This window comes from Brevibacillus brevis NBRC 100599 (assembly GCF_000010165.1).
Lineage (GTDB): Bacteria > Bacillota > Bacilli > Brevibacillales > Brevibacillaceae > Brevibacillus > Brevibacillus brevis_D.
The window spans coordinates 4,328,447-4,340,000 of record NC_012491.1; the positions used below are offsets into that span (position 1 = coordinate 4,328,447).

An 11,554-nucleotide genomic window follows, 5' to 3' on the forward strand; every position below is an offset into this window, starting at 1 on the left:
TGCCATACGCCTCTTATTGAAAAAACAGGTATGCCCTTATGGAGCATACCTGTTTTGTGTATGTTTTACTTTCGATCCATAAGGTCTTCCAAATCTTGTTCTTCTGCTCCGGCAATAATCGTCGTATTGGAATAAACAGGAGTATCATCCGATTTGGTAAACATCCCCTGAACCTTATCCACGATTTGCGGAACAGAATCCAAAATCCGGTCGTAGAGATGGGTCGTATTTTCAAGCGGAATCGAACGAATTCCTTGTTTGCCAACGACCAAGAAAGCTACAGGTGTGATGGAAACACCGCCCCCACTCCCCCCTCCAAATGGGTTAGCAGTATGTTCATGCTGTTGAGTGTGTTGGTGCCCATTATGATGGTGATCGTATTGGAACTCACTACCCCCGGCCGCGAAACCAAATCCTACCTTGGAGATCGGAAGAATGACACTACCATCAGGTGTCTCAACAGGATCACCAATGATTGTATTCACGTCCACCATTTGCTTGAGATTTTCCATCGCTGTTCTCATCAGGCCTTGAATCGGGTGGTCTGCCATATTTGTCGCTCCTCCTTCCTATCTGTTTCATGTTTTATCATTCCCCCAACAAATCCGGAGCATGTACCCTGTACAAAGGAATAAATATGTTTGGTACCACATTTATTTTTAGGCACGCGTCGGTGCAGCTTGCCATTTTCGCTGCTTACTTTTTCGAATCCGCAGAAAAACTTTCAACGCGTAGAAAACGAACTGCCCCAAATAAAAATGCAACACCGCTTGAACTTTCGTATGTAGAAGTGCTTGGTTCCAGACAGGCTGTACACTCATGGCTGGCATCGTCTGTAAGGAGATGGAGTGGGAGAGGATTCCTACAATCAGGCTTTTCACACCCCAGATCAGTCCTGTCAGCGCCCCTGTTTCAGCCGCCTGACCTGTGCCTAACAACGTATGCCATTCTAATTTCGTACAACGAACTTGTTTGAACAGGTCTTTTAGCAAAGGCAGCAAGTCACGAACTCTTTCCAGCACATCCCGATAATTCCGGTACCATTTTTTCACTTGCCTGCGCGTAAAATCCTTGACCTTTTCCCGAAGCTTGCTTCCATGCTGGATTGTTTCCACCTTTGCGACAAGCTCAGGCCCAGCTTCTGTCATTTTCAAAAGGAGAATGGGTATTTCGTATTTCCTGCGAATGATACCCCAAGCTGCTATCGTAATTTCCAATTGATCATCTTCGCCCTCGCGACTGTAAAAACACGTCAATTTTATTGGCGTGATCACTAGTAGGACAAATAAACCAAGCAATCCTAACAACACCCATACCATGAAAAAATCCCACCCCTTCCACGTTAGTATGAGTGGAAAGAGCAGGAAATATGTTCAGCATTTTTATTAATCAAGCACGTATACTTTGACGCCTTTTTGCAGGCCATGATTTTCAGCTTCGTTCAATGTCGGAAGATACAGATCCACATGGCGTTGCTTAACCGCACCACCGATATCAGCTGCCACTGCATAGCCGTAACCATCGATGTACAGGTGTTTACCAAGCGGAATGACATTTGGATCAACCGCTACAACACCTTCGCGCAGTGGATACTCTAAATACGACAGGATCTTGTCGTTCGTATAGCTGTAAGCAGTCGTCTGTACCGTTAATTCCTGGCGAAAAGGTGTTCCGTTGGCGAGGGCTTTTGTCGTTTTCGGCTTACCCGGAAGCAAGCCAAGGGCCGCGTATGTGGCTGCTTCGGCTCTCGTCATATACTTGTTCGGTTTTAATGTACCGTCCTCATAGGCACTCATTAACCCGTTTTGCATGGCGTAAACGAGTGGGCGTTGCTCTTTCTCGTTTACATTGCTTCCATCCGCGTATTGGTTCAATGTCTGGATCGTCGTAGACCACTTCAAGTTATTGACTACTCCGCTGTCCCCCATCGTTCTTACCAGAATAGAGGCGAGCTCTGCTCTTTTTACGGGAGCATCCGGATGTAGGTACAGGTAATTCCCCTGCTTTTGCCCATGGACAATTCCCAGTCGATAGGCCGTTTCGGCATAGGACGACAGCCAGCTGTTTGCCGGTACGTCCGCAAAGGATGATTGCTTGTTACCAAGAGGTTCAATTCCTTTGGCATTCACAAACATCGTAAGCAGTTCACCCAATGTCACGTTGTCATCAGGTCGAAAATATTCGTTTTGACCAATTACGTTGGCTATGTATAATTGATTGATTTGTTGTTCTGCCCAATGGCCGCTAATGTCTACATAAGGTGTTTCGTTCATGTGAGTTGTTTCTGCCTCGACAACTGGTGTACCTATGAGCATAAAGGCTACCAGCGAGGCAAGGATCATCCGTTTCTTCATCATCAACCTCCATAGGGAAATATGCGAATCCTTTCGTATCATTTTATCGAACTATTTTGCAAAAACAATGAACAATAGTTTCCAATGAAAAGGAAAGCCCTCGAACAGCATCATGACAAAGACTGTTTCAAGGGCTGCATAAACAATGGTTACACGGCAAAAATGTGTTTGCCGATCTTCTTCACTTGTGTACGGGACCAAATCCAATCGGAGGTCGCTGTAACAGGGTTAAAGTAGTAAAGAGAATGGTTGCTTGGGTCCCATCCTCGCACGGCATCCCAAGCTGCCCGGTAAGCAGTCTTGTTAGGAGTCATCCAGAATTGTCCATCATCTACAGCGGTAAACGCTAATGGCTCAAAGATGACACCCGCAAGCGTATCGGGGAAGTTTTTGGACTGAACACGGTTCAACGCAACCGCAGCTACTGCTACTTGGCCCTCATAAGGTTCTCCGCGTGCTTCCGAATAAACCAGCTGCGCCAGCATCTGCATTTCCGCTTTATTTACCGACACTTTCTTGAGAACGCGCCATGTATTTGGACCAGTGATACCGTCAATCCGTAATCCGTATGCTTTTTGAAACTGTCTGACGGCCTTTGTTGTATTCGCTCCGTAAATGCCATCCAATTTGTCATCGTAGTAACCCAGCATCTGCAAGCGATACTGCAAATCCCATACATCCCCGTTCACACTACCACGCTGAATCTGTGTAGCTGCCAGGGAGTCGGCCGGGAAAATAAACGCTACAGCCATAAAGGCAGCAAGCAAGGTTGTTACTACTTTCTTGCTCCACCACATAAATTGTACCCTCCTTTACCCAACCCATTCTACAAGTTGGCGAAAGTAGGTTCAATTCAATTATTTTGGCACAAGTGGCAATATGTACCTGCCTCTATCCTTTAGGTCGGAACATGACTGCCATGATAAATCCGAAGACGATGGCTGCTGAAATACCCGCACTCGTCACTTCAAAAATGCCGGTAATGATGCCAATGACTCCATGCTTCTCCGCTTCCGCCATTGCCCCGTGCACGAGTGCATTTCCAAAGCTCGTGATTGGTACTGTTGCTCCTGCTCCAGCAAAATTAACCAGTGGCTCGTATAGACCGAATCCGTCTAGCACTGCCCCTGTGACAACAAGAGAGGACATCGTATGAGCAGGTGTGAGCTTGACGACATCCATGAGAAATTGACCGATTAAGCAAATCGTTCCTCCTACGAGAAACGCCCACAAAAACATCATGGTATCACTCTCCAAGTTGCTCCGACTCAACAGCCACGGCATGCGCGATGCAAGGAATGCTTTCTCCCTGCTGGAAGGTCAATGGAGATAAGAGGGCTCCCGTCGCAACCAGCAAGATCCGCTTCCACTCTCCTTGCTTCATCCGCCGTAGTAGATGCCCGTAGGTCACTGTAGCGATACAGCCACATCCGCTCCCCCCCGACCACACATTCGGATTTTCTCCATAAATGAGTTTCCCACAATCGACATAACGCTCTAGTGGGATATGCATGTGATGCTTGGGCAGTAGCTCAGATAAAATGGCATGGCCCGTTCGTCCTAAATCGCCTGTTACGATCAAATCATAATGGTCGTGAGGGAGCTGAAAGTCACGGAAATGCGACTCAATCGTGGATAATGCGGCTGGTGCCATCGCTGCTCCCATATTGAATGGGTCTGTCAATCCCATATCGACTACATGCCCGATGGTAGCTCCCGCAATCCGCAGCCCCTTACCTTGACTGGCTACAACAGCAGCCCCTGCTCCCGTCACTGTCCATTGTGCCGTAGGGGGCTTCTGGGAGCCGTACTCTGTTGGATACCGATATTGCTTTTCCGCAGCCCCATTGTGACTGGAGGTAGCAGCCAAGACGTAATCAGCAGCTTGACTATTTACCATGAGAGCAGCCAAGGCCAAGCCTTCCATCGCTGTTGAGCACGCACCGAAAATCCCCAGGAACGGTATCGAAAGCGTCCGGGCCGAAAAGCTCGCAGATATGATCTGGTTCATTAAATCCCCGGCAAGCATAAAGTTTATTTGCTCTTTTGTGAGACCCGCTTTCTCCACCGCTTTCGAGCACGCTTCTTCCAGCAGGACTTTCTCCGCTTTTTCCCAGCTGTCTTGTCCAATCATCAAGTCACCGTGCAGGATATCAAAGTCTTCGGCTAACGGTCCCTTAGCCTCAAAAGGCCCACCAATCGCAGCGTGCCCGAGAATGACAGGTTTTAAAGGAAAGACCCAAGACTGATGACCTTGGCGCATCCGTCAGCCTCCCATCGTAAACAATGTTTTGATCAAGCCAATGACAAATGCCGCCGCCACTCCAAACACAATCACTGACCCCGCGAGCTTGAACATGTTACCGCCGACTCCCAGCACAAATCCTTCGCTGCGATGCTCAATGGCCGCAGATGCTATCGAGTTGGCAAAACCTGTAACTGGCACACTCGTACCTGCCCCAGCCCATTGGGCAATCCGGTCATATAGTCCTAGACCGGTCAACAGAGCAGAAAGAAGGATCAAGACAGCTACTGTAGGATTCCCAGCGGTTTTCTCCGTAAAATCGAAGTAATGAATGAACATTTCTTGTATCCCTTGCCCGATCATACAAATGCCCCCACCCACTAAGAATGCCCGGGTAAAATTGCGCAATAGCGGTTGCCGAGGCTCGTGCGTCTTTGCCAATTGCTGATATTCTTGCTGGACGGGGGTCAGCTTTTTCTTTTTTTGGTCTGCCATGTCTCACTCACTCCTTTTTTACCGTATCATGAACGGCTTTACTTGATCGATAATCTGTTGGAGCCGTTCCGAATCGGTTTGGTAGGTACGCTTCATTTGTTCATTTTTTGTATTGAGTGCATACAGCTCCAAATCCGCCTGACATTTTTTCAATGTAGCAAAAGCCAGCTTCATTGCTTGGGCCCCAGGAACCATCAGTTTATCGTCATAGAGGTCGAGATAGAGGTCTCCCCCTTTGTCTACTTGGCCGAGGAAAACATTTTCCAATGCCACTCCCGCTTTTTGCAGCTCCGTGCGCACCCATCTGCGATTTAGACCTGCTGTTGCTAGCGGCTCGTCCATGATCATCCCATCCATAATGACCACTTGATTCTCTTCCGAAGGAGCCACTGTCAATTCAAGGTGTTTGGGAGTTACCGGCTGACTCTCTGATTTTAAGAGGACACTGACTTCCCCGCTTGTTTCCATCAATGCAAACTCCACATCGGCTACTCGGAACACGTTTTTGATTCGTAATTGTTCCATCAAGTCTTCCGCAGTCAAACGTTCCTTTTTCAGATTGTCTTCCAAAATCTTGCCTTCCTTGATGAGAACCGTTGATTTCCCTTCAAATAGATCGCGGAGAAGCTTGCTCTTGAGGGAAAGCCACTCCATTAAATAAGGAAAAAGCGCAAATACCCCCATGCCAATTAAACTATGGTAGACCGGCCCATCCATTTCGGTTGCCATAAAGGCCGCAATCGAACCGATGCTGATACCGACGATATATTCGATATATGTAAGTTGCTTGATTTGCCTTTTTCCAATGATCTTTGTCAATAGAAATAAGTAAGCAACAGCGCCTATTGAGCGCAAAAGGATTATTAACCAATCAGGCATAAGCCACCTCCATCACCTGAGGTGATTTTTATAGAGAGTAAAACCAAGAGAGAGGAATTCCCTCTCCCTTTCCCAAACTTCCTAGAATCCCTTAAACTGCGGTTCTTCCTTTTCCAGCTCCGTTACACGCTGCTGGAGGTTATCTACGATGGATTGCGTTTGCTCTGCTGCTTGCGAATACAGTTGCTTCGCTTTCTTGTTTTGCGTGCTAAGAGCAAACGTTTCAAAATCTGCTTGTGCGCCTTTCAAGCTGGCAAGCGTTTGTTTCACTTGTGCTCCTACTGTCATATCCACTCACCTCCTAACACATATAGAATCCGCCTCCATCCATTATTTATGCGGCGATCTGCTCCATCTTCATCTGTCAATAATTTCCCTCTTCTTGGAAAAATAAAAAGAGAGACACCATAGGCGCCTCCCTTCATCCAGCTTATGAGATTAGCCACGTCCAGCCAATTGTTGCTCAGCAAAGGAGACAAGACGTTTTGTAATCTCTCCTCCAACTGAACCGTTTTGACGGGAAGTAGTGTCTGGTCCAAGCTGAACACCGAATTCGGATGCGATTTCGTATTTCAGTTGGTCCAGAGCTTGGTTTGCTTGAGGAACCACCAGATTGTTACTGGATCTGTTGTTGTTAGCCATCTATATCACCTCCTCGTCGTTGGTAAGTTTAATATGTGTGAAGTTTTGCTTGTTCATGCGTCCTATTTTTCTTCCAATTTTAGTCTGTCAATTGCAGAAGGGTGTGGGCAATTTGGTAAACCGCGTCTGGTCTCCCCAGCTTGTCCAAATTTCCTGCAAAAGCATCTCTTTTTTCGGGCTGACGCCATGACCTGATGATTTCTTTGATTTCTACCGGTGTTTCAGCCAAGATCGCTGCTTGTTGCTTAAGTAAAAAGGAACAATTATGCTTTTCTTGTCCGGGCAATGGGTGGAACAAAATCAGCGGTGTCTTAAGAGCAAGTGACTCCGCGCACGTAATGCCACCAGGCTTCGTTATATAGGCGTCAGCCGCTCCAATCCACTGCCACATTTGCGGCTCAAACCCTTTCAATAGAAAGCGATGGCCATTGCTCTTGGTACTAAGCAAGTTCTCCAGTCTTTTGTACAGGCTTGCATTCTTCCCTGTGACGACTACGATCTGCAATGGTTGCTCTTCCAACATCAACTCTCGTACAACCTGTCCCACGCCACCATAACCGCCTTCTCCCCCACCAATCAGTACTGTGAATTGATCTGGAACAAGTCCAAGCTGTTTTTTCCAAGCCGCTTTGTCGGTATGGAGCGCTGTAGTAAAAGCTGGCCGAACTGGAATGCCATAAACATGGATTTTTTCAGGCGAAATCCCATAGCGATCGATTAAAATTTGCGCAATTTGCTCGTGTGCCACCATGTACGCATCAATTTCTGGATGAATCCAAAATCGATTAATATGGAAGTCCGTGGGTACACAAACGAGCTGGAAAGGCTTGGGCACCCTTCTCTTCGCTTCTGCCAATGCGGACAAGCAGTACGCATGCGTAGCGATAACGACATCCGGCTTCTCTTCTAGCAACAGTTGATTCGTTAATCTAGCGGATAGCCACCATCCCAATGCTTTGGTCAATGCACTGCCCAGCATTTCTTCCTGTTCATAGATGCGTTGCCACACAGGTTGACCGTAGCGCAACATACTGCGATAAAAAAAATGAGAGAGCACACGTAAGCCTGGACTGGCGGTTTTCAGTCCTCCCACCACTCGAGCCGATCGTGCTCCCTCCTTTTCCAGTAAAACTTCTTGCAGAGCCTCGGCAGCCATCCGGTGACCACTCCCTGCCCATTCCTCTGTCACTAACAGAAACCTCTTTGCCATTAGTAGGACTCTCCTAGAGGCTGCTTGCCGTCAGCATATCGATTGAGTAAAAATTCCTTGGACATATAAACACGCTTTAGGGGCATTTCATAATTCCATGATTGCAATCGCCGCTTTCCATTGGGATGCACGATTCTGAGCATGAGACGCAAGTACCATCGCTTGTATCGAAAAAACCAGGTCATAGGCACATCAGAAATCGAGAAGCCCAAAGGTGTTATCCCTTTATGCAGCATGGTCGTTCCCACTATCCCTTTTATTTGATCTTTATTTTCCATCGAATCCAGGAATGTGGCTAGCTTCGGCAATGATTGGAGGATATGTCTTCGCAAAAGAAGAGCCACGCGTAGCTCATCCTTCACTCCTTTGCACAGGGTAGCAAAGTAATAATTGTGTATATGTAGCTTTAAAATCAAATCCCCATCATGAATGATGCAATTATCGGTAGTAACGAGTGGCTCTCCCCGATAGCGTAAAACAACAACCCGAAAAATATTGTTCCCTTTCTCAATATAAGTAAGTCTGGTGCAGCGCTGATAGATTTCATCCCAGTATCCCCATAGCATCAAGAGGCTTGTATTCATTTCGAAAAAGTTCCTTTCCCGCTATGTTTTCATTCAGCTGGATGTGACCACTTACATTCCGCAAAACGGTCATGACCTTTGTTGTAGTATGCCCAAGAATGCACTATCCTTTTCACCTTTTACGTCCTTTTCATCCGCCCCCAAAACATGACCACTACGGCAGCAAATACGGGCAACCACATATGGTTGAGAAGCAAAGGATTCACCCATTTCCAGACATACGGATCCTCCAGACACATATCCACTGCTGTAAAGGTAAGAATTCCGCCGCCAATGATGACCATACTGGGAAAACGATTCATCATGCGAGCGATCCACACACTTCCCCACATTAATAACGGAATACTCATCGCTAACCCCAGCAAAACTAACCATAAATCGCCATGCGCTGCTCCACCAACTGCCAAAACATTGTCCAAACTCATGACAAAATCTGCTACTATGATGGTCCTGACTGCCTGACCAATTGTCTGATTATGCGATACGTCTGTGAGCTCTTCATTCTCACCCAGCATCAGCTTACACGCAATCCACAGCAATAAGATTCCCCCGATCGCCTTCACGAGAGGAATATCCAACATCCAGGTAGTCATTCCCGTTAATACAATTCGCAGGAGGATTGCACCCAATGTTCCATATAAAATTGCCCTTCTTCTCTCCTGTTGAGGGAGTCCGCGGCAGGCCATACCTATGACCACTGCATTGTCACTGCTTAATACCAGATCGATCATGAAGATGTGTACAAGACCCAGCCAAAAATACTCGCCCATCCCTGCCTCCCTGGTCCAATAAAGTTCGTCCATTCTACTTTATGCGACTGGAATCGGACTCATGATTGAATATTTTTCCGAAAAAAGGCGGTTTTCAGCGGATTTTGTAGATAAAAACTTCCGAAAAAAATGCATTTTATTGCGAAATCAGGCTAATTATACCTTGTCTAAATTAGGCATTTTCCCTTACGATTTTAGTGGGGTGGATAAGAGATGGTGGAGACCGTGACGCTAAACCTTTATGATGTTTCAAGGAAGATTTTAGACTTAACACCAAGCATCACCACAATATGGCTGCAAGAAATTGTTCGCAGCATGGAAATTCCCGTGACCATTCCTCGCGATTTTGCAGAAAAACGAACAGTGCTCTTGGCTCGCTATCTGGTTGAGGATGTAGATCATGACATGCAGACTTGGGCATTAGATATGGGAGAGTGGCTTCGTTCTCAGGAATTCCCCTTCTCCTCCATTTTGCGCACATATCAATTGTACCGGAATGTATTCTGGCGGGTTCTCCAACCGGAATTACAGAAATGGTCCCTCTCCTCACAAGAAATGCACTATTTGGAAAGCCAACTGGGCAAGGCCATGGATGAAAGTGTATTCTGGGCTGTTTATCACTTTGAACAAATGATAAATAAAGAGCTGGTCCAGAAGGAAGAAACGATCTCCTATTTGCATAACGACAAACTGACCATGCTCGGAAAAATTGCCGCTAATATGGCTCATGAGCTGCGCAATCCGTTGTGCGCCATTGAAGGGTTCTTGAAGCTGATCGGCGAGTCTACACAGGAACAGGCCCAGCTTCAGACGTATATCCAAGTCGTCATGCATGAGTTTGAGAATTTACATCGGCAACTGACCGGATTCCTCAGCTTTTCCAAAAAACCAATTCTCGATGAAATTTTTAAAACCGTTCAAGTAGAAGAACTGCTTGAAGAAGTAGAGATGCTGATTACCCCTCGCCTCGTGGGAGAAAACATACGTTTTGAAAAACAAATCCACCCCTGCTTACTCGCATGTTATGAAGAAGGCTTGAAGCAAGTTGTCGTCAATCTATTAAACAATGCCATTGACGCCGTGCAAAATCGTACAGACAAGTATATTCATGTCATCTCCACTTCTTCAGATGGTTGGCTCTATTTGAGTGTGGAAAACAACGGCGAAAGGATTTCACCCGAGATCGTGGAAAATCTCTTCCAACCATTCTTTACGACTAAACAAAATGGGACGGGTATTGGCTTGTCCATCTGTAAAAATATTATCGAAAAGCATCAAGGCACGATCCATTGTGATTCCAATGAAAAACGCACACGCTTTATCGTTTCTCTGCCGATTGCAAATGCCCAGGAAGTTGGTCCGCGAATGGAAGCTCGCTAGGTCGCTCTCTTTTGTATCACGCAAAAAAGCCCCCTGACAACGCAGGAGGCAAGGCAAGAGATCCGTTACCAATTATTTCATCGGTAAGCGACCTTAGTTTTACTGTACACGAAAACATATGTTGCTACCATAGAAAACGTCAGACAGCTTTCGACAAACATTTATACCTGTATTGAACAAAGGCTTATCTATTCAGCTATTGGATAAGCCTTCATACTTTTGTCTCAAGTAAAAATAGTTCTGCTTTCCTAAAAGCAAAAAAACAGAGAACCTATTGGTTCTCTGCTTTATGTATGGAGCGGGTGATGGGAATCGAACCCACGCGACCAGCTTGGAAGGCTGGAGTTCTACCATTGAACTACACCCGCATCAAAATAAATGCTGGTGCCGAGGACCGGACTTGAACCGGTACGGGAGAAACTCCCGACAGATTTTAAGTCTGTTGCGTCTGCCCATTCCGCCACCCCGGCAAACCTGTAAAACGTGGGCAAATCATGGTCGGGAAGACAGGATTCGAACCTGCGACCCCTTGGTCCCAAGCCAAGTACTCTACCAAGCTGAGCTACTTCCCGACAAATTATTATCTTCACTTTTGTAGTAAAGAAGCGTGCCCTGAGAGATTCGAACTCCCGACCTTTTGATTCGTAGTCAAACGCTCTATCCAGCTGAGCTAAGGGCACATGTTATGGAGCGGACGAAGGGTCTCGAACCCTCGACCTTCGCCTTGGCAAGGCGACGCTCTACCAATTGAGCTACGTCCGCACAAGAAGAAATTTCTTGGTGCGGTCGAGAGGACTTGAACCTCCACGGTGTTGCCACCACTGGCACCTGAAGCCAGCGCGTCTGCCATTCCGCCACGACCGCATTTTCCCATCCAAGTAGCCAGAGCTATTAACTAGCTGACTTTCACTTTTCGGGTTTGTAAAAACTGGTGAGCCATGAAGGACTCGAACCTTCGACCCTCTGATTAAAAGTCAGATGCTCTACCAACTGAG

General features: G+C 46.7%; 14 protein-coding genes and 7 tRNA genes (1 of these 21 only partly in view). 1 reads left to right on the forward strand and 20 read right to left on the reverse strand.

Translation table 11 applies throughout. From position 1 onward, the window contains the following. Positions 1 to 65: 65 nt before the first annotated feature. From ytfJ to BBR47_RS20555, 13 genes are all read right to left on the reverse strand, one after another. A complete protein-coding gene (ytfJ, locus tag BBR47_RS20495) occupies positions 66 to 551 on the reverse strand; it encodes a GerW family sporulation protein (protein WP_015892347.1) in 486 nt (161 codons plus the stop codon). A gap of 108 nt (positions 552 to 659) precedes the next feature. Further along, positions 660 to 1,319 carry a DUF2953 domain-containing protein gene (locus tag BBR47_RS20500; RefSeq protein WP_015892348.1) on the reverse strand — a complete coding sequence of 220 codons (660 nt, stop codon included), beginning with the start codon at positions 1,317 to 1,319 and terminating at the stop codon, positions 660 to 662. A 66-nt stretch (positions 1,320 to 1,385) separates the two neighbouring features. Beyond that, the gene (locus tag BBR47_RS20505) at positions 1,386 to 2,357 is read right to left on the reverse strand and encodes an S-layer homology domain-containing protein (RefSeq protein WP_231850499.1); all 972 of its coding nucleotides are present in this window, start codon (positions 2,355 to 2,357) and stop codon (positions 1,386 to 1,388) included. Between the two features lie 146 nt (positions 2,358 to 2,503). Next, on the reverse strand, positions 2,504 to 3,151 hold the full coding sequence (sleB, locus tag BBR47_RS20510; RefSeq protein ID WP_015892350.1) for a spore cortex-lytic enzyme: 648 nt from the start codon (positions 3,149 to 3,151) through the stop codon (positions 2,504 to 2,506). Between the two features lie 94 nt (positions 3,152 to 3,245). Beyond that, positions 3,246 to 3,596, reverse strand: a complete 351-nt coding sequence (gene spoVAE / locus BBR47_RS20515) for a stage V sporulation protein AE (protein WP_015892351.1) — start codon at positions 3,594 to 3,596, stop codon at positions 3,246 to 3,248. A gap of 4 nt (positions 3,597 to 3,600) precedes the next feature. After that, on the reverse strand, positions 3,601 to 4,617 hold the full coding sequence (spoVAD, locus tag BBR47_RS20520; protein WP_015892352.1) for a stage V sporulation protein AD: 1,017 nt from the start codon (positions 4,615 to 4,617) through the stop codon (positions 3,601 to 3,603). A 3-nt stretch (positions 4,618 to 4,620) separates the two neighbouring features. Beyond that, positions 4,621 to 5,094 (reverse strand): stage V sporulation protein AC, encoded by a 474-nt coding sequence (gene spoVAC / locus BBR47_RS20525; RefSeq protein ID WP_015892353.1) that lies wholly within the window; start codon positions 5,092 to 5,094, stop codon positions 4,621 to 4,623. Positions 5,095 to 5,112: 18 nt separating this feature from the next. Beyond that, positions 5,113 to 5,973: a DUF421 domain-containing protein gene (locus BBR47_RS20530; RefSeq protein ID WP_015892354.1), complete on the reverse strand. Its 861-nt coding sequence runs from the start codon at positions 5,971 to 5,973 to the stop codon at positions 5,113 to 5,115. Positions 5,974 to 6,054: 81 nt separating this feature from the next. After that, positions 6,055 to 6,261: a DUF1657 domain-containing protein gene (locus BBR47_RS20535; protein ID WP_007717150.1), complete on the reverse strand. Its 207-nt coding sequence runs from the start codon at positions 6,259 to 6,261 to the stop codon at positions 6,055 to 6,057. A 150-nt stretch (positions 6,262 to 6,411) separates the two neighbouring features. Beyond that, positions 6,412 to 6,615: an alpha/beta-type small acid-soluble spore protein gene (locus tag BBR47_RS20540; protein WP_007717155.1), complete on the reverse strand. Its 204-nt coding sequence runs from the start codon at positions 6,613 to 6,615 to the stop codon at positions 6,412 to 6,414. A gap of 79 nt (positions 6,616 to 6,694) precedes the next feature. Next, positions 6,695 to 7,825 carry an MGDG synthase family glycosyltransferase gene (locus BBR47_RS20545; protein ID WP_015892355.1) on the reverse strand — a complete coding sequence of 377 codons (1,131 nt, stop codon included), beginning with the start codon at positions 7,823 to 7,825 and terminating at the stop codon, positions 6,695 to 6,697. Further along, positions 7,825 to 8,409: a YkoP family protein gene (locus BBR47_RS20550; protein ID WP_015892356.1), complete on the reverse strand. Its 585-nt coding sequence runs from the start codon at positions 8,407 to 8,409 to the stop codon at positions 7,825 to 7,827. The genes BBR47_RS20545 and BBR47_RS20550 overlap by 1 nt, the downstream gene beginning before the upstream one ends. Positions 8,410 to 8,528: 119 nt before the next feature. Next, positions 8,529 to 9,179, reverse strand: coding sequence for a TerC family protein (locus BBR47_RS20555; RefSeq protein ID WP_015892357.1), 651 nt, complete (start codon positions 9,177 to 9,179; stop codon positions 8,529 to 8,531). Positions 9,180 to 9,392: 213 nt separating this feature from the next. Here BBR47_RS20555 and BBR47_RS20560 point away from each other — a divergent pair, with 213 nt between their 5' ends. After that, positions 9,393 to 10,559, forward strand: a complete 1,167-nt coding sequence (locus BBR47_RS20560; protein WP_015892358.1) for a sensor histidine kinase — start codon at positions 9,393 to 9,395, stop codon at positions 10,557 to 10,559. 294 nt (positions 10,560 to 10,853) lie between these two features. Here BBR47_RS20560 and BBR47_RS20565 read toward each other — a convergent pair. The 7 genes from BBR47_RS20565 to BBR47_RS20595 all read right to left on the reverse strand — a co-directional run. Beyond that, positions 10,854 to 10,927 (reverse strand) — tRNA-Gly (locus BBR47_RS20565). 14 nt (positions 10,928 to 10,941) lie between these two features. Next, positions 10,942 to 11,029, reverse strand: a tRNA-Leu gene (locus BBR47_RS20570). A 25-nt stretch (positions 11,030 to 11,054) separates the two neighbouring features. Continuing rightward, a tRNA-Pro gene (locus tag BBR47_RS20575) sits at positions 11,055 to 11,131 on the reverse strand. 34 nt (positions 11,132 to 11,165) lie between these two features. Then, positions 11,166 to 11,239: transfer RNA gene (locus BBR47_RS20580), tRNA-Arg, on the reverse strand. Between the two features lie 6 nt (positions 11,240 to 11,245). Continuing rightward, positions 11,246 to 11,321 (reverse strand) — tRNA-Gly (locus tag BBR47_RS20585). A gap of 16 nt (positions 11,322 to 11,337) precedes the next feature. Then, positions 11,338 to 11,423 (reverse strand) — tRNA-Leu (locus tag BBR47_RS20590). 65 nt (positions 11,424 to 11,488) lie between these two features. Further along, a tRNA-Lys gene (locus tag BBR47_RS20595) sits at positions 11,489 to 11,554 on the reverse strand (it continues 10 nt past the right edge of the window).